We start from the raw sequence: 25,849 nt of genomic DNA, 5'->3' as shown, positions 1-25,849 counted from the left end.
GAGAATTCCTCCGAGCCCCGAACACGTTGTGAGCTACTTCTGCGGCTTGTCCGAAACGGTGATCGCGCCCGAGATGATCTGGGCCTTGTACCCTTCCAGGACGTCCTTGATGTCGTCGACCTTGCCGCCGGAGGTGGCGTAGCCGACGCCGTCGACCTTGAGGTCGAACCGCTTCGGCAGGACCGTCAGGTCACCCTTGGCGACGGCCTGGATGTAGTCGAACACCGCGACGTCGACGCGCTTGAGCATGGACGTGATGATGACGTCCTTGTCGGCCGCGACGGTCTTCTGGTTGTACTGGTCGGAGTCGACCCCGATGGCCAGCGCGTTGCCCGCCTTGGCGGCGTCGAACACGCCCTTACCGGAAGCGCCGGCGGCGTGGTAGATGACGTCCGCGCCCTTGGCGATCTCGGCGGCGGCCTTCGCGTTGCCCTTCGGCGGGTCCTGGAACCCGGAGAAGTCACCGGCCGGGGTCAGGTACTCGTCCTCGATCTTGACCTTGGACGAAACGGTCTTCGCGCCCTGCAGGAAGCCGGCCTCGAACTTCTGGATCAGCGGGGTGTTGACACCGCCGACGAAGCCGATGTGGCAGTTCTTGCTCTTGTACGCGGCGGCGACGCCGGCCAGGAACGAGCCCTGCTCCTCGGCGAACACCAGCGGCGTCACGTTCGGCAGCTGGATCGAGTCGTCGTCGACGATCGCGAACTTGGTGTTCGGGTACTTGGTGGCGACGGCCTTGACGGAATCGGCGTACGCGAAGCCGACCGCGACGATCGGGTTCAGGCCCTGCGAAGCCATCTGGTCGAGGCGCTGCTGCTTGGCCGACTCGGCCTCGCTGGCGGAGGCGGTGCTTTCGTTGACCGTCGTGACGCCGAGGTCGGACTTCGCCTTGTCGGTGCCCGCGGCGGCGGCGTCGTTGAACGACGCGTCACCCCGGCCGCCGACGTCGAAGGCCAGGCCGATCTTGAGCTGGCTGCCGTCGACCTTGCCCCCGGCGGCGGCCGTGCTGCTCGACGCGGCGGGAGCGGCGGGCGGCTTCTGCGCGGTGACGCAGTCCGAGCCACCCGACGAAGGCGCGGCGCTGTTGTTGCTGCTGCCACCGCTCGAGTCCTTGGCGCACCCGGCCAGGGTGAGCACCCCGGCCATGGCCACGGCGGCCAGCGCGGTTCCACGCATGCGACGCAACGTGTTTCTCCCTCCCCGCTGATCCAGCGGATGGTCAAGGGCACGACCCGGCCCTACTGCCGGGTCGACCGCCAGACCGTACCCGCCGGACCGGAATGCGCCATAGGAAAGGCACGCTACGTAACACAAACGTTTACTCACGAGTCGCGCGCGCGACGAACCGGACACCGAACGTGATCATCCGAACGGCGCAGCGGCCGGGCAAAAAGCCCCCCAGCGGGCCGCCACCAGGGCATTCCGTGCCCTGATAGCAGCCTGCAGCAGCCATTCGGGCTACTCAGGGGCAGGTCGACGCGCCCGCGGGGGCGACGCAGAGGCGCGCCGCGAATCCGCCGTTCGCGGCCACCGGAACGGTGAGGACGCCGCCGGATGTCACGCGCTGTGTCGTGACCTGAAGCTTCCCGTCGGCGCCGTCGCCGTAGATCTCGGCGAGCCAATCACCCGGTGGGAGGAAATCGAGCGGTGCGTCGAGCCGGGTCGCCGGCCCCGCCGCCAGCGCCCCGACGTACCACTGCGCGCCGCTGCGGCGGGCGATCACCGCGAGCTTCCCGGGGTCACCGGCCAGCAGCCGCGTGTCCTCCCACGCCGTCGGGATGCCCCTGAGCAGCCGCTCGGCGACGGGGTGGGCGTCGTAGCTCGCGACGCTGTCCGCGAAGTGCTGGACGCCGGATTCGAACAGCACTGACAGCGCGAGCTCGCCGCCGTCGCTGGTCGGCCGGACGCCGGAAAAGGTCACCGGCGTGAAGTCCATCGAGCCGGACAGGTTCCGCGTGAACGGCAGCGTCAGGTAGTGCTCGATCGGGAACGGCACGCGCCCCGGCTTCGGCTTCGTGCCCTCGGCGCCCTTCACCGCCTCGACGCTCATCACGTTCGGCCAGGTCCGCTGGATGCCCCGCGGGATCGGCGCGCCGTGGAAGTTCACCACAAGGTGGTCCTTCGCGGCCGCCGCGAGCACCGCGTCGTACCAGCGGGTGCGGTCCTGCCGTTCGGACTCGACGAAGTCGATCTTCAGTCCGGCGACGCCCCAACCGGCGTACTGCTTGAAGTTCTTCTCCCGCTCGCTGTCGGTGTCGGTGATCTTCGCGTCGGCCCAGAGCCAGATGCCGACGCCGCGTTGCTTGGCGTAGGCGACCAGGTCGGGCACCCAGGCGGCGTTCCAGCCCGCGTCGACGAGGTTGTACGTCCAGCCCTCCTTCGCCGCGAGGTCGACGTACTTCTCCTGCAGCGCCAGGTCGCCGGTGCCTTCCGACCACCACGACCACGCCCCCGCACCGGGCTTGATCCACGACGTGTCGGCGACCTTCGCCGGGCTCGCGAGGTCGGTGCTCAGGTCCGACTGCGTGACGGTCGCCAGGTCGCCGACGATCATCGCCCGCCACGGCGTGGCCAGCGGTCCCTCCGCGACTTCCGCCGGGTCGCCGAGGGTCAGCCGGAAGCCGTGCTGCGGGGTGAGCGTCAGCCGCGAGCCCGCGTAGCTGCCGTTCAGGTCGGATTCGAGGACCGACAGCCAGGTGTCACCGACGTGGAACAGCGCCGGGTAGCCGTACTCGGCCGGGTCCTGCCGCGCGACCGGCCGGTGGACGTGGATGCTCTCGTAGTCGCTGCGGCCGTTGTCGAACGGCAGCAGGAAGGAGTCGGCGGTCTGCGGGACGGCGAACTCCGACGCCTCGCGGATCACTGTCACCCACTTCGGGGTGTCGAAGACGTACCGGTAGGCGACGCCGTCGCGGGAGACCCGGAAGACGACGGCGAACGCGCCACCGGGCCCCTTGACGTCCAGCGTGGTTTCGGCGGCGTCGTAGCTGTGCCGCAAACGTTTGCCGGTGGTGGTCGTGTACTCGTCGTGCACCGGACGCTGGCCGAACCCAGTGACCTTCAGCCCCTGGGTGAGGTCGCCGTTCGCCGTCTCGACGCCGAGCGCGGACGGCTCGAGCACCGTCGTCGCGCCGCGGGTGACCGACAGCGTGAGCCTTCCCCGGTCCAGGGCGATGTGCGCCTCGGGCGTGGGTGCCAGGGCCGCCCCGGGCGCGGTGAGCGTCCAGGACGTCACCGGCGCGGGCTGTCCGGCGGCGGGCAGCCCGACCAGCGCCACCCCGACGGCCAAGGTGGCCGCCGTTGCCGTGCGCTTCCTCATGCGAAGTCCCTTCAGGCGCAAGTCAGCCGGGCGCCGGCCCAGTCGCTGCGGTCGTAGGAGTTGCCGTCCCCGCCGTCGGTGACGACGAGCCGCAGGTACCGCGCCCCGTGCAGGTCCGCCGCCAGCGGCGTCGCCGGGTCCTGCCAGGTGCGCACGCCGGTCGAAGCCGCCTTCGTGCCGTCGGCGTAGATCTCGAACGTCGCCGAGCCCTGCTTGTTCGTCGCCTCGCGCTCGTCGTCGACGCCGACGTCCGCGGTGAACGCCGTGCAGCGCCCGCCCAGGTAGAAGACGACTTCGCTGGGCGCGTGCGCGCCGAGGCCCTTCGGGTAGACGACGCCGTTGATCGTCAGCGGTTTGCCGTCGCCGGCCGGGATGCTGCCGTTGGACATGTCCCGCTCGACCGGGCCGTAGCCGTTCTTCTCCGCCGCCCAGCGCAGGTCGCTGGCCCACGCGGACGTGGTGGGCGGTGCGGCGGGGACGGTCAGCTGCTGGTCACCGGCCCAGGTGACCTGTGGAAACCCGAGCGCGCGGTAGGTGACGCCGCCGCGCAGCACCGCCGTCGTGCCTTCGGTCCCGGCGGGCGGGGTGACCCGCCAGCGGCCGGCCGCGGTCTCGCCGGTCCCGAGCACGACGGCCCGCGGCCGCGCCACCTGCTCGACGTGCCAGCCGGCGGGTGCGGTGAGCGTCACGCGGGGGTCGAACACCGGGACGCGGGCCTCGTCGGTCGCCGACACCGTGACCTCGAACGGCTGCCCGGCGGGCGTGATCTCGCCCGGGACGCCCGGGACCGGCGAAGCCAGCTCGATGCCGGTGCTCACCAGCGGCGCGTTCCGCCACCACGACCCACCCGCGTGGACCCGGTAGACGACCGTCGCGTGCGGCGGGACGACCGCGGAGAGCCGGCCCGCCGTCTGGAGGTCGCGGTGCGCCCAGAGGTCTCGCGCGCTGTACCCGGCGGCGTTCGGCAGCCCCGCGGCGGCCGCGGTGGTGCCGATCGTGGCGCTGGACGTCGTCTCGTTGAACAGCGCGATCGCCACGTCGCCGCCGTCCAGCGGCTTGGCGAACACCCAGTGTCCGTCCTGGTTGGACAGCACCCGCGCCTGGACGCCGCGGCGGTCCTGGTCGAGCGCGATGACCTCGGCGTTGCGCAGGACGTCGAAGTTCGCCGGCGACACCTTGCGCAGGTCGGCCCCGATGAGCAGCGGGGCGGCCATCATCGCCCACAGCGAGAAGTGCGAGCGGTACTCCTCGGTCGTCATCCCGCCGTTGCCGACCTCGAGCATGTCGGGATCGTTCCAGTGCCCCGGCCCGGCGTACGGCGCCAGCGGCGCGTTCGCCTTGAGGATCTGGACCATCTTGGCCCAGTTGTCCTTGATGTCGCCGGTGGTGCGCCACAGGTGCCCGACGTCACCGCCCCACGTCCACGGCTTGTTCTCGCCCCACTCGCAGAGCGAGTACACGATCGGGCGACCGGTCTTCTTCAGGGCGTCGCGCATCTTCGTGTAGCGCTCGAGCGCCGGGCGGCCTTGGTTGTTGCAGTTGTCGTACTTGAGGTAGTCGACACCCCAGTCCGCGAACGTCTGCGCGTCGACGTCTTCGTGGTCGAGCGCGCCCGGCTGGGTCTTCGCGCAGGTCAGCGTGCCCGCGCTGGTGTAGATGCCGAACTTGAGGCCCTTCGAATGGACGTAGTCGGCCAGCGCCTTGATGCCGCCGGGGAACCGGGCCTTGCTGGCCTGCATGCGCCCGTCGGCGTCGCGCTCCGGCTCGGCCCAGCAGTCGTCGACGTTGACGTACTCGTAGCCGGCGGCCTTGAGTCCTTTGTCGACGAAGATGTCGGCGGTGTCGCGGATGAGCCGCTCGTCGACGGCGCAGCCGGTGGTGTTCCAGTTGTTGAAGCCCATCGGCGGGGTCAGCGCCAGTCCGTCGGGCAGTGCCTGCGCGGGCGTGACCGACACCACGGGCAGCAGGACCGCGACGGCGATCACCAAGCCGAGTCGTCGCACCAGAACGTCACCCCATCGTGAGAGATCCGATGTTTGCCCGAGCGACGCTAGGGACGGTGTCGCAGATGGTCAATGACACACCGGGATCACCAGCCGTTCGGCGTAGCGCATCAGATATCAGATCTTGCAGAGGTCAGATGACCGTTCATCGGGACACTCCTGGGCGCCGCGCCACCGAGTGCGCTGCACCACACCGCCGGGTGGCGGTGCGGGAGTACCGGTGTCTGGTCCATCACAGAGGGGAACCCGGAGGTGAGCCGCCTTTCGGGTGCGGGTCTAGCATCCGATTCATCCAGGCTCGATGACGTTGATCTCGGCACAGCCGCCGTTCCCGCGGCGACAGCGGACCTCACCGGCCACCGGGCGCACAGTCAGACGTTGGAGGCCGTTCACCGATGTCCACCACGGCGAGCACTGCCACAGCGGCAGAGGCGAGCGATCGGGCGGGTGCCTCACGCCGGCAGGGGACCTTCTACCGGGGCGACCCCGGCATGTGGTCCTGGGTGCTGCACCGCATCACCGGCGTGCTCACATTCTTCTTCCTGTTCGTGCACGTGCTCGACACCGCGCTGGTGCGCGTGTCGCCGAACACCTACGACCAGGTCATCGAGACCTACAAGACGCCGATCGTGAACCTCCTGGAGGTCGGCCTGGTCGGCGCGGTGCTGTTCCACGCGCTGAACGGCATCCGCGTCATGCTGGTCGACTTCTGGTCGAAGGGCCCGAAGCTGCAGAAGGCGATGCTGTGGGTCATCGGCGTCGTCTGGGTCGTCGTGATGGTCCCCGGTGCGTTCTTCATGCTGAAGCGCACCGCCGAAATGCTCTTCGGGGGTAACTGACATGGCCGACCTCGCCCTCGCGAACCCGCGCGCGCCGAAGCGCCCCGCCGCGCGCCGGAGCAACTTCGAGCTCTACAGCTGGCTGTTCATGCGGATCTCCGGGCTGGTCCTGGTCGTCCTGGTGCTCGGCCACCTGCTGATCATGAACATCCTCGACGGCGGCGTGCACCGGATCAACTGGGGCTTCGTCGCCGGCCGCTGGGCCTCGCCGTTCTGGCAGTTCTGGGACCTGCTGATGCTGTGGCTCGCCGAGATCCACGGCGGCAACGGGCTGCGCACGATCATCGACGACTACGCCCGCAAGGACAGCACGCGGTTCTGGCTGAAGATCCTGCTGTACGTCTCGATGGTGCTGATCCTGGCCGTCGGCACGATGGTGATCTTCACGTTCGACCCGAACATGCCCGCGAACTGACCCCGGAGACTTCCCACCATGCAGGTCCACAAGTACGACGTGGTGATCGTCGGCGCCGGCGGCGCCGGGATGCGCGCGGCCATCGAGTCCGGCCAGCGCGCCCGCACCGCGGTCCTCACCAAGCTCTACCCGACCCGGTCCCACACCGGCGCGGCCCAGGGCGGCATGTGCGCCGCGCTGGCGAACGTCGAAGAGGACAACTGGGAGTGGCACACCTTCGACACGATCAAGGGCGGCGACTACCTGGTCGACCAGGACGCCGCCGAGATCATGGCGAAGGAGGCCATCGACGCGGTCCTCGACCTCGAGAAGATGGGCCTGCCGTTCAACCGCACGCCCGAAGGCAAGATCGACCAGCGCCGCTTCGGCGGCCACACGCGTGACCACGGCAAGGCCGCGGTCCGCCGCGCCTGCTACGCCGCGGACCGCACCGGGCACATGATCCTCCAGACGCTGTACCAAAACTGCGTCAAGTACGGCACGGAGTTCTTCAACGAGTTCTACGTGCTCGACCTCGTCACCACCCCGGACGAGAACGGCAACCCGGTCGCTTCCGGCGTCGTCGCCTACGAGCTGGCCACCGGCGAGCTGCACGTCTTCCAGGCGAAGTCGATCGTGTTCGCCACCGGCGGCGCGGGCAAGATCTTCAAGACGACGTCGAACGCGCACACCCTGACCGGTGACGGCCTCGGCATCATCTTCCGCAAGGGCCTCCCGCTGGAGGACATGGAGTTCTTCCAGTTCCACCCGACCGGCCTCGCGGGCCTGGGCATCCTGATCTCCGAAGCCGTCCGCGGCGAGGGCGGGATCCTGCGCAACGCCTCCGGCGAGCGGTTCATGGAGCGCTACGCCCCCACCATCAAGGACCTCGCGCCGCGCGACATCGTCGCCCGCTCGATGGTGCAGGAAGTGCTGCAGGGCCGCGGGTGCGGCCCGAACAAGGACTACGTCGTCCTGGACGTCACGCACATCCCCGAGGAGACGCTGAACGCGAAGCTCCCGGACATCATGGAGTTCTCCCGGACCTACCTGGGCGTCGACCCGGTGAAGGAGCCGGTGCCGGTCTTCCCGACGTGTCACTACGTGATGGGCGGCATCCCGACCAACATCCACGGCGAAGCGCTGCGGGACAACGAGAACGTCATCCCCGGCCTGTACGCCGCGGGCGAGGTCGCGTGCGTGTCCGTGCACGGTTCGAACCGGCTCGGCACGAACTCGCTGCTCGACATCAACGTGTTCGGCCGCCGCGCCGGCATCGCGGCCGCGGAGTACGCGCTGGCGCACGAGCACGTCGAGCTGCCTTCGGACCCCACGAAGCTGGTGGAAGAGCAGCTCGCGGGCCTGCTGTCGGAGCACGGCGACGAGCGCGTCGCCGACATCCGCAAGGAAATGCAGCAGACGATGGACTCGCACGCTTCGGTGTACCGGACCGAGGACACGCTGAAGCAGGCGCTGACCGACATCCAGGCGCTCAAGGAGCGCTACCAGCGGATCACCGTGTCGGACAAGGGCAAGCGGTACAACACCGACCTGCTCGAGGCCGTCGAGCTGGGCTTCCTGCTGGAGCTGGCCGAGGTCCTGATCGTGGGCGCGCTGGCGCGCAAGGAGTCCCGCGGCGGCCACGCCCGCGAGGACTACCCGACCCGCGACGACACGAACTTCATGCGGCACACCATGGCCTACAAGCAGGGCTCGGGTCTGTCGTCCGACATCCGGCTGGACTACAAGCCGGTCACCTTCACCCGCTACGAGCCGATGGAGCGGAAGTACTGATGACTGCGGCAACCACTGAAGACGCTCCGGCCGCTTCGGACGAGCACACGCCCATCACGGTCACGCTGAAGATCCTCCGCTTCAACCCGGAGGTGGACAGCGAGCCGCACTGGGAGTCCTACGACGTCCCGGCCCAGCGCACCGACCGGCTGCTGAACCTGCTGTTCTACGTCAAGGACTACATCGACGGCACGTTCTCGTTCCGCCGGTCCTGCGCACACGGCGTGTGCGGGTCCGACGCGATGCAGATCAACGGCATCAACCGCCTGGCGTGCAAGGTCCTGATGAAGGACCTGCTGTCGACGTCCGGGAAACCGACGGTGATCACGATCGCCCCGATCAAGGGCCTGACGACGTTGAAGGACCTCTACGTCGACATGGACCCGTTCTTCGAGGCGTACCGCGCGATCAAGCCGTACCTGATCACGTACGGCAACGAGCCGACGCGCGAGCGCATCCAGTCCCAGGCCGACCGCGACCGCTTCGACGACACGACGAAGTGCATCCTGTGCGCGTGCTGCACATCGTCCTGCCCGGTGTACTGGAACGACGGCTCCTACTTCGGCCCGGCGGCGATCGTCAACGCCCACCGGTTCATCTTCGACTCCCGCGACGAGGGGGCCGAGGAGCGCCTGGACATCCTGAACGACGGCGAGGGTGTGTGGCGCTGCCGCACGACGTTCAACTGCACGGACGCCTGCCCGCGAGGGATCCAGGTGACCAAGGCGATCCAGGAAGTGAAGCGCGCCCTGCTGTTCAAGCGCGTGTGACGCTGTACCAAAAGAAGGGCCCCTCCGCTCGGCGAGTAGGAGGGGCCCTTTCTTTTGCCCTGGTCTTCCGCCAAAGGGAAGCGAACCGGCGGCCGGCAACGCAAGAGGACCAACGACGTCACCAGACCTCCCCCGCCCCTCATCCCAGCCTTCTCTTCAGTCGACGATCGGGTTTGTCAAGGCACGCTTTCCCGCCTTGACAAACCTGGGCGGCGACTGAGACTCCTACCGGAGGGGCGGGGGAGGTCGGACCCGCCCTGCCGCGGCAGAACCCGCAGTAGAAGCCGCGGCAGAACCCGCCCCTGCCGCTCCACCGCGGTAAACGAACGCCGTAGAACAAAAGCTGTCCTCGCCGGACGGGCAGGCTCTGGGATGGCCACCCGGAGCGCTTGTCTCCCACCTTCGCGTGTTTAGGCCGCTGGGTGGTCATCCCGTCGCCTGATTGAGGCCTATCACTTTGAGCCGGGCCCGCAAGCCTGCGCTGCCCCCTCGCGTTGCGCTTTTGGTTGCGGGCCCGGCTCAAAGTGATTTTTGCGGCCTCAGGCGACGGGATGACCACCCCGCTCTTTTCTTGGGGTCAGCGGACCGCGTCCAGGGCGTCGACCAGGCCGTGGCCGTAGTACGAATTGTTCTTTGCCGGGCCCGTGCACTCCGTTTCCGTGGTCGTGCACTTCACCGCGTCCGCCTCGCCTTCCAGCACGCGAACCAGCAGCTGCGGCGGGATGCCGCGGAACCGGGACGCGATCAGCGCCGCCACGCCCGCTGCGTGCGGGGAGGCCATTGATGTGCCGCACTTCGAGCCGTACTGGCCGCCGACCACCGTTGACAGCGGGCACGATGGCCCCGCGCCCTCCGGTGGGGTCTGGGCGAAGTCGCCGCCCGGCGCCGTCACGTCGATCTCGCCGTAGTTGCTGAACGATGACTTCGTGCCCGCGTAGCCGACCGCCGACACCTTCACGACGCCGTCGATCGCCTTGGGGAGGATGCCGCACGTCGAATCGACCGGGTGCGGGCGGTTGGGGTCCGTTGTCTGCTTGGTCGTGTCGAAACCGGAGTTGCCCGCCGCCGCCACGTTCAGCACGCCTCGGTGCGTCGAGAACTCCACCGCGCGGCGGACCGCTTCGAACGCCGCCGCGTCGCCCGGCTGCTTCGGGCAGTAGAACATGCCCGGGTCGATGTAGTAGCTGTTGTTCGTCACCGCGAACCCGTGCTCGGCCGCCCAGACGAACCCGCAGACCGCCGACTCCGGGAAGATGTAGCCGGCGTCGTTGACGACCTTCACCGAGGCCAGCCGCACGCCCGGCGCGATGCCCGTGAAGCCCGTCGCCTTGTCCTTGCCGGCGATCGTGCCCGCCACGTGCGTGCCGTGGTCCGACGTCGTCGGGGCCCACGAGGCCGGTGTCAGGTCCGGCGCCCCCGTGATGCAGCCCGCCGAAGCGGCCGGGTCGACCGCCGCCTTCAGTGCCGGGTGCGTCGCCTCGATGCCCGAGTCGAGCACGCCGACCGTCACCGCGCGGCTGCCCTGGTAGATCTTGTTCGCTTCGGGCGCGTGGATCGCCTTCATGTCCCACTGCTGCGCGGACAGGTCACCCGCGGCGGCGACGGACCGCGTGTCCTCCAGCGTCCGCACCGCACCCAGCGAGCGGGCCGAGACGGCGGCGCCCTGGGAAGCCACGTCCTTGCCGCCCGAGTAGGCCCGGTAGACGCCGATCTTCTGCTGGAAGTCCGCGTTGCGCGAGCTCGCGATCGCGACGCCGATCGGGGCGTAGTAGGCGACCTTCGTGCCGCACTTGGCCGCCAGCTCCTTGTCGACGGCCGACGCGCGGGTGCCCGGCTGGTACGTCACGACGTAGGTGTACGGCGTGCTCGTCGTGTCGCAGGCGACCGGCGCGGCCTCGGCCGCGGGGGCCGCCGCGAACAGGCCGCTCCCGACGGCCAGCACGAGCGGGGCCGCCATTCGACGTAAACGGGACATTCCACCTCCAGGGTCTGTGGCGTCAACCTAAACCGGCCCCGGAGGCCGCGCCACCGACCAAAGTCAGGAGGAGACGCGCGAAGTGGCGCGTACCCCGCGCCAGCCGAGCACGCCGATGATCGTGCCGAGCACGAACGACACGACCGTCAGCACGGCGTGCACCACGAAGTACGCGGTGGGCGAGCCGTCGGGGGTCCAGGCCCGGTCGCTGTCCCACAGGTTCTTGGCGAAGGTGATCCAGATGATCCACGACCACACACCGAAGGCCAGCAGGAACAGCGAGGTGCCGCGTGAAATGCGCATGCCCCTGAGTATGCGACGCGGGCCGCGGCGCTAGATTGCGTGGGTGCACTCTGTTGTCTCCCGGTCGCTCAAGGTCTTCACGACGACGCTCGCCGCCGCCCTCCTGGCCCTGAGCACCCCGGCGCTGGCCGCTGCCGCGGCGCAGCAGGGCCAGTGCGCGAACCGCCAGGCTCCGCCGCCGCCGGTCGACACGTCGGAGAAGCCCGCGCCGGGCAAGCCGGCCCCGGCGCCGCTGGCCGTGCCCGCGGTCCCGGTCGGCGGCAACCGGATGGCCGAGTGCGGCCTGGTCACCCCGCAGGGCGCGCTCAACCCGCCGGACGGCAACACCGCGGCGTCGTGGCTGGTGCAGGACCTCGACACCGGCGCGGTCGTCGCGGCGAAGGACCCGCACGCCCGGCAGCGGCCCGCGTCGCTGATCAAGACGCTGCTCGCCCTGGTCGTCGTCACCCAGCTGGACCCGCAGCAGACGATCGTCGCGACGAAGGAGGACGCGGAGCAGGAGTGCACCTGCGTCGGCCTCGTCGCCGGCGGCCAGTACACCGTCGACCAGTTGCTGCACGGCCTGCTGATGCACTCGGGCAACGACGTCGCGCACGCGTTCGCCACGGCGCTCGGCGGGGCCGACTCCGCGGTGGCGAAGATGAACGCGCTGGCCGCGAAGATCGGCGCGCAGGACACGCGCGCCGCGACGCCGTCGGGCCTGGACGGGCCGGGCATGTCGACCTCGGCCTACGACCTCAGCCTGATCTTCAACTACGCGATGAAGCAGCCGGAGTTCGCCAAGGTCGTCGGGACGAAGAACTTCGAGTTCCCGCCGGCCGGCGGCAAGCCGGCCATCCCGATCTTCAACGACAACAAGCTGCTCGGCGTCTACCCCGGTTTCCTCGGCGGCAAGACCGGCTTCACCGACGACGCGCGCCACACCTACGTCGGCGCGGCGCAGCGCAAGGGCAAGCGCCTCGCGGTCGTCATGCTGCGGGCGGAGCAGAAGCCGACCAAGGTGGTCGACCAGGCGGCGAAGCTGCTCGACTACGGCTTCGCGCTGGAGGACGACCGAGCCGTGCCGGTCGGTCAGATCACCTACCAGCCGCCCGCGGCGGCCCCGTCGAACGGCGATCCGTCCGTGCTCGCCGACGGCGGCACCGGCAACGGCGGCACGTCGGCGGCCGCGCCGGCGGCGAAGGAAGACCCGTTCGGCGTCACCGGCTGGATCCTCACGCTGGTGGTGTTCCTGATCATCCTCGGCGGGTTCGTGGTCGGGCACCAGCGCAAGAAGGCCGCGAGCTAGCGGAAACCGGGCCCCGGCTCCGGCGTGACCCGATCGGTGGCGATCACGCCGCCGCAGTGCGCGCAGGCCACGAACGTCCCGGCGATCTCGCCGCAGTCGTCGTGCCGCAGGAGGATCGGCGGTCCCTCCGGTCCGGCGAGGTGCTTGTCGCCCCACTGCATGAGCGTGACGACGGCGCCGAAGAGGTCCCGCCCGGCGGCGGTCAGCACGTACTCCGGCACCGGGTCGACGCGCTCGAGCACGCCGGCGTCGACGAGGGTCTTCAGCCGCGCGGACAACGTCGGGCGCGGGATGGCCAGGTTGCGCGCGAACTCGCCGTAGCGGCGCACGCCGAAGAAGGTCTCGCGCAGGATGAGCAGGCTCCACCGCTCGCCGACCAGGTCGAGCGCGCGGCTGACGGAGTCCGCCGTGAACCGGTGGCCGAGGCCGGTCACAGCTGGTCCGTGCGGGCCGGGACGCCCAGCAGCAGCTTGCCGGGAAGTTCGTAGCTGGCCGGGTTGACCTGGAAGTGCGCGGTCGCGGTGTGCGCGTCGCGGAACCGGCGCTGCAGCGGCGAAGTCTCGTAGATCGCCGCGCCACCGCCGAGGTCGTACATGCTTCCGGCGACCGTCGCGGCCGTGCGCGTCACGTGCGTGGCGGCCAGCCGGAGGCCCAGCTTGAGCGCGTCCGGCACCGGTTCGGTGCTTTGCGCGGCCTGCCAGGCGTCGTCGATGCTGCTGTAGAACAGCAGCCGCGCGGCGCGCAGGGCCGCCTCGGCCTCCGCGACGGCGGCCTGGGTCGCCGACCGCTCGGCCAGCGACCGGCTGGAACCGAGCGGTTTGCGCGTCGAGGCGAGCTCGACGAGGTCGTCGATCGCGCCGCGCGCGTTGCCCAGCGCGGCGGCCGCGACCGACAACGCGAAGAAGCCGAAGAGCGGAAACCGGTGCAGCGCAACGGCTTCCGCGGGCGGACCGGCCATCACCGAGAAGACGCGGTGTTCCGGGACGAACAGTTCGTCGGCGACGCAGTCGTGGCTGCCGGTCCCGCGCAGGCCGTTCGTGTGCCACGTGTCGAGCACTTCGATTTCGGCCTTCGGCAGCGCGGCGACGTAGAGCGCTTTCCCGTGCACGAACCCGGCGAAGAGCCAGCCGGCGTGCGGGATGCCGCTGCAGAACGCCCACCGGCCATTCACGACGTACCCGCCGTCGACCTTTCGGCCGGTCCCACGCGGCGCCCAGACGCCGGCGGCGACCGTGCGCGGGTCCCCGAAGACTTCTTCGGCGCATTTCCGCGGGGCGTAGGCCGAAAGCAGGCTGCTCGTCACGGCAATCGAGACGCACCAGCCGGCCGAGGCGTCCCCGCGCGCGACCGTCTCGGCGGTTTCGAGGCTGACGGCAGGCGGGGCTTCGGGACCGCCGAGGTGGCCGGGGACGCCGGTGCGGAACAGCTGGGCTTCGGTCAGCTTGGCGACCAGCTCGGGCGGCAACGCGCGCTGCCGCTCGGTGACCGGGGCGAGGGTCTTGGCGAGGTCGGCACACTCGCGGGCGGCGTCCAGCAGCACGAAACCCCTCCGGTTCAGATTTCTTACCGGTTCAGTTTCTTTACCGCGTGGCCGGCTGTCAAGACTTGCGGCGGCCACCCAGCCACGCCAGCAGCGCACCGGCACCGAAGGCGCTCGCGACGGTGCCGAGGCCCGGCCCGCGCTGCACGGTGACGCTCTGCTCGAGCCGCACCGGCGGCGGGGGCGCGATGACCTTGCGTTCGTTTTCCTTCGCGGTGGCCGTCCACGCGGTGATGAGCAGCAGGAAGCGCGAAACGAGGTTCGCGAACACCAGCAGACCGATGACGGGCCCGAACAGCGCGGCCGACGGCGACTTCGTGACGCTGGCCAGGTAGAGCGAGCCGACCTGCTGCAGGATGACGAACCCGACGGCGGCGACCACGGCACCCTTGACGGCACTGCGCAGCGCGACCTGCTCCCGGGGCAGCCGGGCGATGACCCAGATGAAGACGAGGGTGTTCGCGGCCAGTCCGAGCACGATGGTGGCCCCGCGAAGCAGGACGATCGCCCAGGTGGCCTGCTCGAGCCCGACGAGTTCGAGCAGGAACTGCCCGACCCCGCCACCGACCGCGGTCAGCGCGAAGGAGACGACGAGCGCGACGCCGAGCCCGATCAGCGCGACGAGGTCCTTGAGCGTCTGCTTGACGAGCGGCTGCGGCTGCTTTTCCTGGCCCCACTGCGCGGTGAGCGCGTCCCGCAGGTTCGACATCCAGCCGATGCCGGAGTAGAGGGCGATGAGCAGACCGAAGATCCCGATCCCGCCGCCGGAGTCGAGCGCGCCCTTGACGATGCCGTTGACGAGGTCCTTGAGGCCTTCGGGCACGGAGTTGTTGATGCCATCGGTGATCTTCGTGATGATCGTCTGGTCGTGGTTGACGACCAGCCCGACCACGGCGAAGGCCACCATGAACAGCGGGAAGACGGAGAGCACGCTGAAGTAGGTGATGGCGGCGGCGTAGTGGTTGCCGTACCGCTCGGTGAAGGCGTCGTTGGCCCGGATGAGGTGATCGAGCCACGGGTGCTTCCGCCGCAGCCGCGGCAGGAGCTTTTCCTTCTCTTCGTTCGCCACCGTGAAACGCTAACCACGCTTGGTGAACCCCGCAACGCGAGCGGTTCCCTCGGGGGAGGTGTCCTCCTGACGGGGGCGCGCCGGTGTTGTCCACAGGGGTGGCCGGTTGTGGACGAGCCGCTCGTTTCCGGCCACGGAAACCGGGTTCGTCGGTGGGCGCCGATAGACTGGACTTGGGCACGCCCCCCAGGGAGGGCGGGGGAGTTTTCGGGTCTCCGCCCACCCCGCCAGACCGGTCAGCTCACCGTGATGCCGACGCTGTGTCGGCGAAGGACAGCAGCACCATCGGCAGGGCGGTCCCCGGCTCAGGTGAGAGCAGCCAGCAAGGCGGGATAGGCGTCCGCCGCGGTGAGCACTGGCACCCCGCGCCGCGCGGCGAACGCGGCGACAGCGTTGTAAGCCTGATCCAGCTCCGGCTCGGTCAGTGGAGCCGCGACCTCGACCTCCGACGAACCGCGGGCGGAGAAGCGGCGCCGGACCGCCTCGCGCCCCGGCAGCAACACCACCTCGTGGAAGCTCGCCCCGCATTCGCCCGCCAGTGCTTCGAGGCGTTCCGGAAAGCCCGCGCGAACCACCAGCTGTGGCACCACCACGTCATGCCCCGCGCCGAGGTGCGTGCGCGCGGCCGCCACCGCGATGTCCCGCGCCAGCACGCCGGCTTCGGCCGGGGACGCACGCCGGCCGCCGATCATGGCGCGGATGCGGTCCACGTCCAGGGCCAGCGCCGGTGGGTGGTTGTCGGCGTAGCGCCGGGCGAGCGTCGACTTGCCGCTGCCCGGCGGGCCGTTGAGCAGGATCAGCTTCACCGCACCGGCGGCAGGAACCCGATCCGCTGGTACGTCTTCGCGAGCGTCTTCGACGCCACCTCGCGAGCACGTTCGGCACCCGCGGCGAGGACCTTGTCCAGCTCCGCCACATCGTCCAAATAGGACTTCGCGCGGTCCTGGATCGGGGTCACCCACTCGATGAAGACCTCACCGAGGTCCTTCTTCAGGTCGCCGTAGCCCTTGCCCTCGTACGCCGCTTCGAGGTCCGGGATCGTGCGGTCGGTCAGGGCCGAGTAGATCGTCAGCAGGTTCGACACGCCCGCCTTGTTCTCGGCGTCGAACTTGACCTCGCGGCCCGTGTCGGTGACCGCCGAGCGGATCTTCTTCGCCGAGCGCTTCGGGTCTTCGAGCAGCTCGATGATCCCGTTGACGTTCGACGCCGACTTGCTCATCTTGGCCGTCGGTTCCTGCAGGTCGTAGATCTTCGCCGTGTCCTTGATGATGTACGGCTCCGGCACCACGAACGTCTTGCCCAGCCGGTTGTTGAAGCGCTGCGCGAGGTCGCGCGTCAGCTCCAGGTGCTGGCGCTGGTCCTCACCGACCGGGACGGCGTCCGCCCGGTACAGCAGGATGTCCGCCGCCTGCAGGACCGGGTACGTGAACAGGCCGACGCTGGATCTGTCGGAGCCCTGCTTCGCCGACTTGTCCTTGAACTGCGTCATCCGGCCGGCCTCACCGAAGCCGGTCTGGCACTCCAGCACCCAGCTCAGCTGGGCGTGCTCCGGGACGTGGCTCTGCACGAACAGGGCGCTGCGCTGCGGGTCGATGCCGATGGCGAGCAACTGGGCGGCCGAGACGCGGGTGCGCTGCCGCAGCACCTTCGGGTCCTGCTCGACGGTGATCGCGTGCAGGTCGACCACGCTGTAGAACGTCTCGTGCGTGTCCTGCAGCTTCACCCACTGGCGCAGCGCACCGAGGTAGTTGCCGAGGTGGAAGGAGTCGGCGGTGGGCTGGATCCCGGACAGGACCCGCGGGCGGCGCTCTGCTGCGACGGTCTGCTCTTCGGACACGTCAGGATTCTTCCAGGCCGAGGCGAGCGACGGGCGCCGAGGGCCCTCAGGCGTTCGGGCGCGGCGTGAGGAACGGCCGCGTCGGCGTCATGTCGGGCTCGCCGAGGACGGCTTCGGCCATCGCCGTGACCGGGTCGGGAACTTCCGGCACGGCGGGGGCAGCCTCGGCCAGGCGCGTCTTGCGACGCTGGCGCAGCACACCCAGCGTCATGCCGATGATGCCGAGCGCGACGGCCACCACCCCGACGGGGCCGAGCACGCCGAAGCTCGCGGCGTTGGTGTCGGCCTGCGCTGTCGTCGTGACGTCGGCGAACGCGCTGCCGCCGCCGGCCAGGAGCAGGCCGGCCGGGACGAGCGCGACCACCACGGCCGCGCGGAAACCGCGCAGGGTGGACCGCAACAGGGTTCGACCTGGGTTGCGCACCGGAGTGCCTCCCGCGAGTAACGCTCACCCATCCGAGTGAGGCGTTGCGTGCTACTGGTCAGAAAACTACCGAGCGTGTCAAGACCTGCCGGTTCTGATCAACTCGGAAGCGAGGGTAGCGCTCATTCCTTAATACGCTCTCGGCGCCCCCAGGGTTCACTTCGACCACTCAGCCGGGCGACCCTGCTACTACCCGGAGTAGAGCATGACCGGAGCGTGCCCGATCGGGTGTCACCCGTTCTCCGCAGCTGTCGCCATTCATCGCCGATGTGACCCCAGTTCGACGACTTCGTCCCCTCCGGGAAACTTTCACCCGGTCGTGAGTGGTCTATACCTCTTGGGGTGACTCGCAGGGAAAGTCGATGTCGTAGGTCGCGGTGACCGGCGCGTGGTCGGACCAGCGCTGGTCGTAGGCGGCTGCCCGTTCGACCACGACGTCGACGACCTTCTCGGCGAGGCCGGGCGTCGCGAGCTGGCAGTCGATGCGCCAGCCGGAGTCGTTGTCGAAGGCCTGGCCGCGGTAGGACCACCAGGTGTACGGGCCGGGGCCTTCGGGATCGAGCCGGCGCTGGACGTCGGTGTACCCGGCCTCGGTGTAGACGCGGCCGAGCCAGGCGCGTTCCTCGGGCAGGAAGCCGGAGTTCTTGCGGTTGCCGCGCCAGTTCTTGAGGTCGACGGTGTCGTAGGCGATGTTCCAGTCCCCGACGACGACGGCCTCCCGCCCAGCCGCGGCGGCCTTCGCCCGCAGTTCGGCGAGGTAGGGCAGGAACGCGGCCATGAAGCGTTCCTTTTCGTCCTGCCGTTCGGTGCCGACGTCCCCGCTGGGCAGGTAGAGGCTCGCGACGACGACGTTCGGCAGGTGCACCTCGAGGTACCGCCCGCTGTCCTCGAATTCGGGCTCCCCGAAGCCGATCCGGACCTCTTCGGGCTCGACCCGGCTGTAGACGGCAACGCCGTTGCGGCCCTTCGCGGCCGAAGGCGCGTGCACGGAGAACCACCCATCGGGGTCGACAACGGCGGCGGGCAGCTGACTGGCTTCGGCCCGCACCTCCTGGCAGGCGACGACGTCGGCCTTCGTGGCGGCGAGCCACTCGACGAAGCCCTTTTTGGCGGCGGCGCGGAGGCCGTTGACGTTCACGGTGGAGACGGTCAGCACGCCGTGCACGCTACCGGCCGGCGAGCCGGCGCCTCGGGGCCGGGCGTGGCGGCGATGGCGGGTCCCGAAAACCGGTGCGGGGAGCCGGGCTCGCTCTGCCAGACTGCCGCGCATGGGCGAAGCGGGGAGCCGGTTGACCGTGCTGGGGAGCTGCGGCGCGTGGCCGGAGCCCGGCCGTGCCTGCGCCGGATTCCTGCTCGCGCACAACGGCTTCCGCGTCGTCCTCGACCTCGGGTACGGCGCCGCACCGCGCCTGTTCACGCACTGCCGCAACGGGTTGCCCGACGCGGTCGTCGTGACGCACGAGCACCCCGACCACTGCGCGGACGTGAGCGCGCTCGGGCGGGCGTGGCACTACACCGTCCAGGCCGGCGCGCCCTCGGCACGGCTGCCGTTGCACTGCACGCCCGGCACGGTCCGCCGGCTCGAGGCGATGGAGCCCCGGCCGCACCCGGAGACGCTGTTCGAGGTGCACGACCTAGCCGAGCCGGCCGACGTCGGACCGTTCCGCATGACGCCGTACCCGCTGCCGCACCACCAGCCGAACTTCGGCGTGCGCCTCACGGCACCCGGGCTGACGGTGGCGTACACCGGCGACACGGGACCGTCGCCACTGCTGGCCGAACTCGGCCGCGACGCCGACCTGTTCATCTGCGACGCCACCCTCCGCACCCCACCGCCGGAGGGAGAGCCCCGCTACCTGATGACGGCGGCAGAGGCGGGCCACTGGGCACAGAGGGCGCGCGCCCGCCGGCTCCTGCTCACCCACTTCTGGCCGGGCACCGACCGCCCTGCGGCTGCCGAAGAGGCCCGCGCCGAGTTCGGTGGCGAGGTGCTCGTGGCGGAAGAGGACTCCGCGATCGAGCTCTGACGCCCGCTGGAGGCAGGTGACGGCCGGCCCGGCGCCGATGGGTCGGCTCCGATGGCGGCGCTCGCACCGCTCGGGAGCGGCGCGCTGCTCTACCACCGCAAGCCCGAGCGCACCCAGACGACGGACCGGCCGCTCGATGACCCCTCCGAGCAGGGCCCGCTGCGCACCCATCCAGCTCCGCAAGGCCTTCCGAGCAAGCCCACCACCCAGCCCCCGGAACGCAGATCCCTCGCCACGGCACATCTCCCCCTTCGCGCCCCGACCCCCGTCTGAGCGCGGTCCCCAGGGCTCGATCTCACCGCCGCCGATCCCGCACCGTCCGAACACCCCGTCCGGCCCGCGAGACTCCCCCTGGAGACCCCGCGGACACTCTGGCTCGTCCCGCGATTCAGTTGTCGCCCGCTCCCGGACGCTTCCTCCTTCCCGGCGGCCCCACGCCGCCACCTGCGGTTTTTCCTGTGATCAGTTCTAGCACCCACCACCGACAAAAACCGGGCCTTGACGACCGAAGCTACGCGTCATAGCTTTAAAGCTATGCCAAGTAGCCACCATGTCGCCTAGGGCCGGCCTGACCACCGAAGCCGTGGTCGATCTCGCCATGGCCCTCGTCGACGAGTCCGGACCCGAAGCACTCACCCTCGCCAAGATCGCCGGCCGCGCCGGTGTTGCCGCACCCTCGCTCTACAAGCACGTCGAAAACCTCGCCGATCTCCGGCGGCTGATCGACCTCCGCGTCGTCAAGGAAATGGCCGAAACCCTCCGCACCGCCGCCACCGGGCGCGAGGGCGGAGACGCCGTTGCCGCACTCGCCGACGCCTACCGCCACTACCTGCAACACCACCCGCACCGCACCGGCGCCCTGACCGCCGCACCCGACCAGGGGGACACCGAACTCAGCACCGCCACCCACGCCGTCGCCGAAGTCGTCTTCGCCGTGCTGCGGCCGTTCGGCTTCGACCACGCCCAATCCGTCCACGCCACGCGGTGCATCCGCGCCGCCGTCCACGGCTTCGCCGGGCTCGAGGCCTCCGGCGGCTTCGGGCGCCCGGAAGACGTCGGCGAGAGCTTCGAAGTACTCAAGAAAATGCTCGTCCAGGGCCTCGAAACCTACGCAGAACAGGGAAACCGATGACCTTCATCCTCGCCGTACTGCTCTTCACCGTCGGGCTCGGCGTGCTCGACGCCCGCTTCCCCTGGACGGAGGCCGGCCGATGATCGCCGGGCACTTCGGGCTGGCCGCCGCCGTCAAGGCCGGGCGGCCCGCCATCCCCGTCTGGACGCTCATGCTCGCCACCGCCTGGCTCGACGTCGTCTTCGTACCGCTCTACCTGAGCGGTGTCGAGACGATCGACGGCGAGGGTTACGGCGGCGGCGTCATCCACGCCGACTACACGCACTCCCTCGTCGGCGCGCTCGTGCTCGCCGCGCTGTTCGGCGCGGTCGCCGCCCACTGGCTCGGCCGCGAAGCCGGGCTCGTCCTCGGCGGCGTCGTGTTCTCGCACTGGCTGCTCGACCTCGTCGTGCACCGCGCCGACCTGCCGATCCTGCCCGGCAACGCCGGCGATCTGCCCACCTTCGGCTTCGGGCTCTGGCGGCTGCCCGCCGTCTCGGCCGGCGTCGAACTGCTGATGCTCGCGATCGGTATCGGCCTCTACTGGCGCGCCGCCGCGAAACGCGATCCGAAACGCGCCAGGACGCTCGGCCTGTCGGCCGCGGCGTTCGGCGTCGTCACGCTCGCGGCCGACCTGATCGGTCTCTGAAGACTCAACAGGCGGAGCCGGCGACGGGCTGGGTGAACTCGGCCGCCACCCACTTGTCGTCGGCGACCTTGCGGAAGCCGTTCTGCACGCCCGGCAGCGCGTCGAACTGGGCGTCGCGCAGGTACTTGCCGACGATCTTCGCGTTGCCGTCGGCCGCCTCGCGGGCGTTCAGGACGTCCGCGGTCACCGTCACCTTGCAGCCGGTGGCCGACGCCCCCGACGCCTGCTTGCCCGTGTTCATGGCGTAGACGATGACGACCAGGACGAGCGCGCCCAAGATGAGCAAAGTCTTCTTCGACATGCCTTCCTCCAACCCGCGAGCCCGTCCCCACCGCCAAGGGTAGGCAATCCTTTACCCGGACGGCAGTGCCGGACGTCGCAACCACCCGGAGGCTCCAGTGGCTCACCCGCGAGGTGACAACGCGTGATCAACCGAAAAGCCCCTTCCCGGCGAACCGGGAAGGGGCTTTCGCAGCAGCGAACTCAGCCCTGGGCGATCTTCTTCGCCAGGTTGTCGTCCAGCGTCGCGAGGAACTCCTCGGTCGTCTGGAACGGCTGGTCCTTGCTGATCAGCAGCGCCAGGTCCTTCGTCATCTGACCGCTCTCGACGGTCTCGACGACGACCTGCTCCAGCTTGTTCGCGAAGCCGATCAGCTCCTGGTTGCCGTCCAGCTTGCCGCGGTGCTCGAGGCCGCGGGTCCAGGCGTAGATCGACGCGATCGGGTTGGTCGACGTCGGCTTGCCCTGCTGGTGCTGGCGGTAGTGCCGGGTGACCGTGCCGTGCGCGGCCTCGGCCTCGACGGTCCGGCCGTCCGGCGTGCGCAGCACCGACGTCATCAGGCCGAGCGAGCCGAAGCCCTGCGCGACCGTGTCGGACTGGACGTCACCGTCGTAGTTCTTGCACGCCCAGACGTAGCCGCCCTCCCACTTCATCGCCGCGGCGACCATGTCGTCGATCAGGCGGTGCTCGTAGGAGATGCCCTTGGCGTCGAAGTCGGCCTTGAACTCGTTCTGGAAGATCTCCTCGAACACGTCCTTGAACTGGCCGTCGTAGGCCTTGAGGATGGTGTTCTTGGTCGAGAGGTAGACCGGCAGGCCGCGGTCGAGGCCGTACTGCAGCGAGGCGCGCGCGAAGTCCTCGATCGACTTCTTGTAGTTGTACATCCCCATGGCGACGCCGCCGCCCTCGGGGAACTTCGCGACCTCGAACTCCATCGGCTCGGAGCCGTCGTCCGGGGTGTAGCTGATGGTCAGCGTGCCCGGGCCGGGGACCTTGAAGTTGGTCGCCTTGTACTGGTCGCCGTGCGCGTGGCGGCCGATGATGATCGGCTTGGTCCACGTCGGCACCAGCCGCGGGATGTTCTGGATGACGATCGGCTCGCGGAAGATCACGCCGCCGAGGATGTTGCGGATGGTCCCGTTCGGGGACAGCCACATCTTCTTGAGGCCGAACTCTTCGACGCGGGCCTCGTCCGGGGTGATCGTGGCGCACTTGACGCCGACGCCGTGCTTCTTGATGGCGTTCGCGGAGTCGACCGTGACCTGGTCGTCGGTGCGGTCCCGCTCCTCGATACCCAGGTCGTAGTAGTCCAGGTTCACGTCCAGGTACGGGTGGATCAGCTTGTCCTTGATGAACTGCCAGATGATGCGGGTCATCTCATCGCCGTCGAGTTCGACGACGGTGCCCTGGACCTTGATCTTGGCCATGAGCAGCGGTGCTCCTTCCGCGGATCTTCGCGTTCTTCGATACGTCTCGCCGGTAGCGGTACAAGCGTACTGCTTGACGCACCTGGATGGTTCAAGTAGTGGTCGGCATCAAGTCTCCACCCGCGCTTTGTGGCCCGGATCACCGGGCGGGACCCCGATCCGACCGCTCGCCGAGCGACCGTAGGCGTTCGGCGGTGAACCAGGGCACGATGCCACCCGTGAACCCACTGTGCGGGAGGTGACGGCCATGTCGACCCATCGGTACGCCGACTACGAAGACGACTACGAGAACGACTACCCGGACACCGGCGAACCCGACGTGCTCGACGAACGGCCACGCCGGGGCGCCGCGCACGTGGTCAGCGCGCTCGGCGGGCTCGTGCTCACGCCGGTCGCCCTGGGCCTGCTGAGCTGGGGCGGGCTGCGCCAGCAGCAGCTGATCCAGGCCACCCTGAGCACCAACCGCGACCCGCTGGGCATCGCACTGCTGGCCGGCGGGGCGATCCTGCTGCTGGTCGTCGCCGCGCTCGGCGCGCTGTCGGCGACCGGCCCGATCCTCGGCGGCCTGATCTACGGCGTGCTGCCCGGCGTCGCCGCGATGGCCGTGCCCGAATGGGGGTTCCGGCTGGTCAACCTGATGCCGAAGAGCGACATCGCGTACGGCGTCATGGACTTCCTCTTCATCGGCGGCCTGCTCGGCGTGGGCTTCCTGCTGGTCGGCAGCGGACTGGCCAACGCACTGGTCCGGCGGCGGCGCGAAGGCTGACGCACGCCGATGGCATCATCGGCGAATGGGACTGTTCACCGTCGCGGAAGCGCGCGACGAACTGGCGCGCCTGCGGCCGGTCCTCGACGAACTGGTGCGCGTCCGGGCCGACGCCGCCGAGCTCGCCGCGTCGCTGCGGCCCGGCGGCCGCGCCACCGCGCTGGGCGGGCTGCCCGAGTGGAAGGCCGCCCAGGCCCGTCTCGACGACCTGATGACGACGGTGCAGCGCACCGGCGCCGAGCTCAAGGGGTTCGCGCCGCTGCTGGTCGACTTCCCGGCCGAGCTGGACGGCACCGACGTCCTCCTGTGCTGGCTCGAAGGTGACCGCGAGCTGGGCTGGTACCACCGCGCCGACCTCGGCTTCGCCGGCCGTCGTCCCCTGAAAACCGCTGGTGGCCCCGGCTAGGTTGGGTGCGTGACCGACGAATCCCGAGCCGCCTTCTTCGACCGCACAGCCGAGCAGTACGACGACGACCCGTTCCACGGCTCGGTGGCGGAAGCCCTGGTCGAGCCGCTCCCTGACGCTCCGGGACTCGTCCTCGACGTCGCCACCGGGACGGGCGTCGCGGCGTACGCGGCGCTACGGCTGAAGCCCGCGCGCGTGCTGGCTGTCGACTTGTCACCGGCCATGGTCGCGCGGGCGGAGGCGAAGGCGCCCGCGCAGGATCCGGACGGGCGGATCGAGTGGCGGGTCGGGCCGGCCGCGCCGCTGCCGGTCGAGGACCACTCGGCCGACGTCGTGCTGTGCGCGTCTTCGCTGCACTTCCTGGGGGCCGCCGCGTTCGCCGACTGGCTCCGCGTGCTGCGCCCCGGCGGCCGGCTGGCGTTCTCGATCGTGTCGGGGGCGCGGTTCAAGCCGTCCGGGCCGTTCGCCGAGTTCGTGCCGGCGGACCTGTCCTTCCCGACCGGCGAGGCCGGCGCCGCGGCGCTGGCCTCGTCGGCGGGCTTCGCGGACGCTTCGGCGCGGACGTTCACCGTCGACACCGGCGACCGGATCCGCAGCGTCTTCCTGGTGCACGCGACCGCGCCGTGACTCAGGCGGTGAAGTGCACCTCACCCCGGGTGGCCGGGCCGTCCGGGGCGCCACAGCGCTGGACGAACGTCAGGTCCACCCCCGAGGCGTCGAGCCGGTCGATCGTGAAGTCCGCGTAGGCCTCACTGCAGACGTCGCCGTGGGTGTAGACGAAGACGCCAGGTGTGGCCAGCGCCGGGTCACTCTGGCCGCGGAACCGCGCGCCGGTGTAGGTGCCGGTGTGCAGGGTCTCGCCGGCCGGTGCGCTGAGCTCGACGCGCAGGTCCTTCAGCCCCGACTGGACGTCGATCTTCAGCACGCCGCCGTTCTCCCAGACGGCGATCTCGTCGCCCGGCGCCGAGTACTGCGCACTGCCCACCAGCGGCCAGGCGCCGGCTTCGGACGTGTAGGCGACCGTCTGCAGCGGGTCCGCCGAGGCGACCGGCACGAGCGCCGCGCCCAGCCCGGCCGCCGCCGTCAGGACCACGCACGCACGACGAAGTGGATTCACGGAACCTCCCCATCCCGAGCCGCTCTCCGCGGCACTGCCGATCATGCTGGCAGCTCACCCGGCCGGGGGATAGAGCGGTTTTACTCAGCGGTGCAGCGACGCGCCCTTGAGGATCTTGTCCACGGCGTTCTTCGGGCCGTGCACCGCCAGCCCGGCCAGCGCCAGCTTCTCCCCCGGCACCTCGCGGACCGCCGCGCGGTTGTCGGCGTCGTTGCCGGTGTGGAACAGCTCGTCGGTGAAGATCGAGAACCGCAGCCCGCGGCCCAGCGCGCGCCCGTGGGCCGCGGTCAGGACGTCCGCCGTGCCGGAAAAGACCATGATCGGCTGGCCGAACATCGGCAGGTACTCGGTGCCGTCGGCGTCGGCGTACGGCTCGCCCATCAGCTCGGGGGTCACGTGGGCGATACCGCTCACCAGGAACGCGGTGACGTTCAGCCGCTGCCAGGACGCCAGGTCGTCGCGGAGCAGGACGGCGATCTTCGTGTCGAAGGAACTCATACCCCGAAGACTC

At 69.9% G+C, this 25,849-nt stretch carries 27 protein-coding genes; 11 read left to right on the top strand and 16 right to left on the bottom strand.

Features of this window, described 5'->3' with window-relative positions:
- Nucleotides 1-33: 33 nt before the first annotated feature.
- The 3 genes from AB0F52_RS19555 to AB0F52_RS19545 all read right to left on the bottom strand — a co-directional run bounded on the left by AB0F52_RS19555 (nt 34) and on the right by AB0F52_RS19545 (nt 5,322).
- Nucleotides 34-1,176 carry a BMP family ABC transporter substrate-binding protein gene (locus AB0F52_RS19555; RefSeq protein ID WP_360172470.1) on the bottom strand — a complete coding sequence of 381 codons (1,143 nt, stop codon included), beginning with the start codon at nt 1,174-1,176 and terminating at the stop codon, nt 34-36.
- Nucleotides 1,177-1,462: 286 nt separating this feature from the next.
- On the bottom strand, nt 1,463-3,319 hold the full coding sequence (locus tag AB0F52_RS19550; protein WP_360172467.1) for a glycoside hydrolase family 97 catalytic domain-containing protein: 1,857 nt from the start codon (nt 3,317-3,319) through the stop codon (nt 1,463-1,465).
- Between the two features lie 11 nt (nt 3,320-3,330).
- On the bottom strand, nt 3,331-5,322 hold the full coding sequence (locus AB0F52_RS19545; protein WP_360172464.1) for an NPCBM/NEW2 domain-containing protein: 1,992 nt from the start codon (nt 5,320-5,322) through the stop codon (nt 3,331-3,333).
- 395 nt (nt 5,323-5,717) lie between these two features.
- On the opposite strand from AB0F52_RS19545, the gene sdhC reads away from it, so the two are divergent.
- Genes sdhC through AB0F52_RS19525 form a run of 4 tightly spaced genes read left to right on the top strand, consistent with a single transcriptional unit; the run spans nt 5,718 to nt 9,119 of the window.
- Nucleotides 5,718-6,161 carry a succinate dehydrogenase, cytochrome b556 subunit gene (sdhC, locus tag AB0F52_RS19540; protein WP_360172461.1) on the top strand — a complete coding sequence of 148 codons (444 nt, stop codon included), beginning with the start codon at nt 5,718-5,720 and terminating at the stop codon, nt 6,159-6,161.
- A gap of 1 nt (nt 6,162) precedes the next feature.
- Nucleotides 6,163-6,576 carry a succinate dehydrogenase hydrophobic membrane anchor subunit gene (locus AB0F52_RS19535; protein ID WP_103340945.1) on the top strand — a complete coding sequence of 138 codons (414 nt, stop codon included), beginning with the start codon at nt 6,163-6,165 and terminating at the stop codon, nt 6,574-6,576.
- Between the two features lie 18 nt (nt 6,577-6,594).
- Nucleotides 6,595-8,349, top strand: coding sequence for a succinate dehydrogenase flavoprotein subunit (gene sdhA, locus AB0F52_RS19530; protein WP_360172457.1), 1,755 nt, complete (start codon nt 6,595-6,597; stop codon nt 8,347-8,349).
- Nucleotides 8,349-9,119 carry a succinate dehydrogenase iron-sulfur subunit gene (locus AB0F52_RS19525; RefSeq protein WP_360172454.1) on the top strand — a complete coding sequence of 257 codons (771 nt, stop codon included), beginning with the start codon at nt 8,349-8,351 and terminating at the stop codon, nt 9,117-9,119. The genes sdhA and AB0F52_RS19525 overlap by 1 nt, the downstream gene beginning before the upstream one ends.
- A 577-nt stretch (nt 9,120-9,696) precedes the next feature.
- On the opposite strand, the gene AB0F52_RS19520 is transcribed toward AB0F52_RS19525, so the two are convergent.
- Both AB0F52_RS19520 and AB0F52_RS19515 read right to left on the bottom strand, forming a co-directional pair.
- Nucleotides 9,697-11,094 carry a S8 family serine peptidase gene (locus tag AB0F52_RS19520; protein WP_360172451.1) on the bottom strand — a complete coding sequence of 466 codons (1,398 nt, stop codon included), beginning with the start codon at nt 11,092-11,094 and terminating at the stop codon, nt 9,697-9,699.
- A gap of 63 nt (nt 11,095-11,157) precedes the next feature.
- A complete protein-coding gene (locus AB0F52_RS19515) occupies nt 11,158-11,397 on the bottom strand; it encodes an SCO4848 family membrane protein (RefSeq protein WP_103340941.1) in 240 nt (79 codons plus the stop codon).
- Nucleotides 11,398-11,440: 43 nt separating this feature from the next.
- Here AB0F52_RS19515 and AB0F52_RS19510 point away from each other — a divergent pair, with 43 nt between their 5' ends.
- On the top strand, nt 11,441-12,685 hold the full coding sequence (locus AB0F52_RS19510) for a D-alanyl-D-alanine carboxypeptidase family protein (protein ID WP_360172447.1): 1,245 nt from the start codon (nt 11,441-11,443) through the stop codon (nt 12,683-12,685).
- Here AB0F52_RS19510 and AB0F52_RS19505 read toward each other — a convergent pair.
- The 7 genes from AB0F52_RS19505 to AB0F52_RS19475 all read right to left on the bottom strand — a co-directional run bounded on the left by AB0F52_RS19505 (nt 12,682) and on the right by AB0F52_RS19475 (nt 18,720).
- Entirely contained in the window at nt 12,682-13,119 is a 438-nt protein-coding gene (locus tag AB0F52_RS19505) for a helix-turn-helix domain-containing protein (RefSeq protein ID WP_360172444.1), read from the bottom strand. The genes AB0F52_RS19510 and AB0F52_RS19505 overlap by 4 nt on opposite strands.
- Complete coding sequence (locus AB0F52_RS19500; protein ID WP_360172441.1) at nt 13,116-14,225, bottom strand: acyl-CoA dehydrogenase family protein; 1,110 nt, start codon at nt 14,223-14,225, stop codon at nt 13,116-13,118. Before AB0F52_RS19500 ends, AB0F52_RS19505 begins: the two co-directional genes overlap by 4 nt.
- Before the next feature lie 58 nt (nt 14,226-14,283).
- Complete coding sequence (gene yhjD / locus AB0F52_RS19495; protein WP_360172438.1) at nt 14,284-15,294, bottom strand: inner membrane protein YhjD; 1,011 nt, start codon at nt 15,292-15,294, stop codon at nt 14,284-14,286.
- A 305-nt stretch (nt 15,295-15,599) separates the two neighbouring features.
- Nucleotides 15,600-16,100, bottom strand: coding sequence for an AAA family ATPase (locus AB0F52_RS19490; RefSeq protein ID WP_360172435.1), 501 nt, complete (start codon nt 16,098-16,100; stop codon nt 15,600-15,602).
- Entirely contained in the window at nt 16,097-17,131 is a 1,035-nt protein-coding gene (gene trpS, locus AB0F52_RS19485) for a tryptophan--tRNA ligase (RefSeq protein ID WP_360172432.1), read from the bottom strand. The genes AB0F52_RS19490 and trpS overlap by 4 nt, the downstream gene beginning before the upstream one ends.
- A 46-nt stretch (nt 17,132-17,177) precedes the next feature.
- Nucleotides 17,178-17,555, bottom strand: coding sequence for a hypothetical protein (locus tag AB0F52_RS19480; RefSeq protein ID WP_360172429.1), 378 nt, complete (start codon nt 17,553-17,555; stop codon nt 17,178-17,180).
- A 328-nt stretch (nt 17,556-17,883) separates the two neighbouring features.
- Nucleotides 17,884-18,720, bottom strand: coding sequence for an exodeoxyribonuclease III (locus tag AB0F52_RS19475; RefSeq protein ID WP_360172426.1), 837 nt, complete (start codon nt 18,718-18,720; stop codon nt 17,884-17,886).
- A gap of 103 nt (nt 18,721-18,823) precedes the next feature.
- Between AB0F52_RS19475 and AB0F52_RS19470 the strand changes: the two genes are divergently transcribed.
- The 3 genes from AB0F52_RS19470 to AB0F52_RS19460 all read left to right on the top strand — a co-directional run bounded on the left by AB0F52_RS19470 (nt 18,824) and on the right by AB0F52_RS19460 (nt 21,342).
- A complete protein-coding gene (locus AB0F52_RS19470; protein ID WP_360172423.1) occupies nt 18,824-19,582 on the top strand; it encodes an MBL fold metallo-hydrolase in 759 nt (252 codons plus the stop codon).
- A 550-nt stretch (nt 19,583-20,132) separates the two neighbouring features.
- Nucleotides 20,133-20,714, top strand: coding sequence for a TetR/AcrR family transcriptional regulator (locus tag AB0F52_RS19465; protein WP_360172420.1), 582 nt, complete (start codon nt 20,133-20,135; stop codon nt 20,712-20,714).
- Nucleotides 20,715-20,793: 79 nt separating this feature from the next.
- On the top strand, nt 20,794-21,342 hold the full coding sequence (locus AB0F52_RS19460; RefSeq protein ID WP_360172417.1) for a permease: 549 nt from the start codon (nt 20,794-20,796) through the stop codon (nt 21,340-21,342).
- 4 nt (nt 21,343-21,346) lie between these two features.
- On the opposite strand, the gene AB0F52_RS19455 is transcribed toward AB0F52_RS19460, so the two are convergent.
- Together AB0F52_RS19455 and AB0F52_RS19450 are read right to left on the bottom strand one after the other, a co-directional pair.
- Nucleotides 21,347-21,643, bottom strand: coding sequence for a hypothetical protein (locus tag AB0F52_RS19455; protein ID WP_086844049.1), 297 nt, complete (start codon nt 21,641-21,643; stop codon nt 21,347-21,349).
- Nucleotides 21,644-21,825: 182 nt separating this feature from the next.
- On the bottom strand, nt 21,826-23,049 hold the full coding sequence (locus tag AB0F52_RS19450; protein ID WP_360172414.1) for an NADP-dependent isocitrate dehydrogenase: 1,224 nt from the start codon (nt 23,047-23,049) through the stop codon (nt 21,826-21,828).
- A gap of 247 nt (nt 23,050-23,296) precedes the next feature.
- Between AB0F52_RS19450 and AB0F52_RS19445 the strand changes: the two genes are divergently transcribed.
- Genes AB0F52_RS19445 through AB0F52_RS19435 form a run of 3 tightly spaced genes read left to right on the top strand, consistent with a single transcriptional unit; the run spans nt 23,297 to nt 24,848 of the window.
- On the top strand, nt 23,297-23,815 hold the full coding sequence (locus AB0F52_RS19445) for a hypothetical protein (protein ID WP_360172411.1): 519 nt from the start codon (nt 23,297-23,299) through the stop codon (nt 23,813-23,815).
- Nucleotides 23,816-23,840: 25 nt separating this feature from the next.
- Nucleotides 23,841-24,221 carry a DUF2203 domain-containing protein gene (locus AB0F52_RS19440; RefSeq protein WP_360172408.1) on the top strand — a complete coding sequence of 127 codons (381 nt, stop codon included), beginning with the start codon at nt 23,841-23,843 and terminating at the stop codon, nt 24,219-24,221.
- 9 nt (nt 24,222-24,230) lie between these two features.
- Nucleotides 24,231-24,848, top strand: a complete 618-nt coding sequence (locus AB0F52_RS19435) for a class I SAM-dependent methyltransferase (RefSeq protein WP_360172405.1) — start codon at nt 24,231-24,233, stop codon at nt 24,846-24,848.
- A gap of 1 nt (nt 24,849) precedes the next feature.
- Here AB0F52_RS19435 and AB0F52_RS19430 read toward each other — a convergent pair whose 3' ends face one another.
- Together AB0F52_RS19430 and AB0F52_RS19425 are read right to left on the bottom strand one after the other, a co-directional pair.
- Nucleotides 24,850-25,338: a hypothetical protein gene (locus AB0F52_RS19430; RefSeq protein WP_360172402.1), complete on the bottom strand. Its 489-nt coding sequence runs from the start codon at nt 25,336-25,338 to the stop codon at nt 24,850-24,852.
- An 84-nt stretch (nt 25,339-25,422) separates the two neighbouring features.
- Nucleotides 25,423-25,836, bottom strand: coding sequence for a DUF2000 domain-containing protein (locus tag AB0F52_RS19425; protein WP_103340925.1), 414 nt, complete (start codon nt 25,834-25,836; stop codon nt 25,423-25,425).
- Nucleotides 25,837-25,849 lie beyond the last annotated feature (13 nt).

The organism is Amycolatopsis sp. NPDC024027 (assembly GCF_040638975.1).
Taxonomy (GTDB): Bacteria; Actinomycetota; Actinomycetes; order Mycobacteriales; family Pseudonocardiaceae; genus Amycolatopsis.
This window is presented reverse-complemented; position numbering and strand designations above follow the sequence as displayed.

What these genes read in the sequence shown, in the direction of transcription:
- AB0F52_RS19555 (WP_360172470.1), bottom strand. Translation starts at nt 1,176, where the DNA reads ATGCGTGGAACCGCGCTGGCCGCCGTGGCCATGGCCGGGGTGCTCACC.
- AB0F52_RS19470 (WP_360172423.1), top strand. Translation starts at nt 18,824, where the DNA reads ATGGGCGAAGCGGGGAGCCGGTTGACCGTGCTGGGGAGCTGCGGCGCG.
- AB0F52_RS19445 (WP_360172411.1), top strand. Translation starts at nt 23,297, where the DNA reads ATGTCGACCCATCGGTACGCCGACTACGAAGACGACTACGAGAACGAC.
- AB0F52_RS19425 (WP_103340925.1), bottom strand. Translation starts at nt 25,836, where the DNA reads ATGAGTTCCTTCGACACGAAGATCGCCGTCCTGCTCCGCGACGACCTG.
- AB0F52_RS19520 (WP_360172451.1), bottom strand. Translation starts at nt 11,094, where the DNA reads ATGTCCCGTTTACGTCGAATGGCGGCCCCGCTCGTGCTGGCCGTCGGG.
- AB0F52_RS19465 (WP_360172420.1), top strand. Translation starts at nt 20,133, where the DNA reads ATGTCGCCTAGGGCCGGCCTGACCACCGAAGCCGTGGTCGATCTCGCC.
- AB0F52_RS19515 (WP_103340941.1), bottom strand. Translation starts at nt 11,397, where the DNA reads ATGCGCATTTCACGCGGCACCTCGCTGTTCCTGCTGGCCTTCGGTGTG.
- AB0F52_RS19460 (WP_360172417.1), top strand. Translation starts at nt 20,794, where the DNA reads ATGATCGCCGGGCACTTCGGGCTGGCCGCCGCCGTCAAGGCCGGGCGG.
- AB0F52_RS19455 (WP_086844049.1), bottom strand. Translation starts at nt 21,643, where the DNA reads ATGTCGAAGAAGACTTTGCTCATCTTGGGCGCGCTCGTCCTGGTCGTC.
- AB0F52_RS19440 (WP_360172408.1), top strand. Translation starts at nt 23,841, where the DNA reads ATGGGACTGTTCACCGTCGCGGAAGCGCGCGACGAACTGGCGCGCCTG.
- sdhA (WP_360172457.1), top strand. Translation starts at nt 6,595, where the DNA reads ATGCAGGTCCACAAGTACGACGTGGTGATCGTCGGCGCCGGCGGCGCC.
- sdhC (WP_360172461.1), top strand. Translation starts at nt 5,718, where the DNA reads ATGTCCACCACGGCGAGCACTGCCACAGCGGCAGAGGCGAGCGATCGG.
- AB0F52_RS19535 (WP_103340945.1), top strand. Translation starts at nt 6,163, where the DNA reads ATGGCCGACCTCGCCCTCGCGAACCCGCGCGCGCCGAAGCGCCCCGCC.
- AB0F52_RS19525 (WP_360172454.1), top strand. Translation starts at nt 8,349, where the DNA reads ATGACTGCGGCAACCACTGAAGACGCTCCGGCCGCTTCGGACGAGCAC.
- AB0F52_RS19550 (WP_360172467.1), bottom strand. Translation starts at nt 3,319, where the DNA reads ATGAGGAAGCGCACGGCAACGGCGGCCACCTTGGCCGTCGGGGTGGCG.
- AB0F52_RS19450 (WP_360172414.1), bottom strand. Translation starts at nt 23,049, where the DNA reads ATGGCCAAGATCAAGGTCCAGGGCACCGTCGTCGAACTCGACGGCGAT.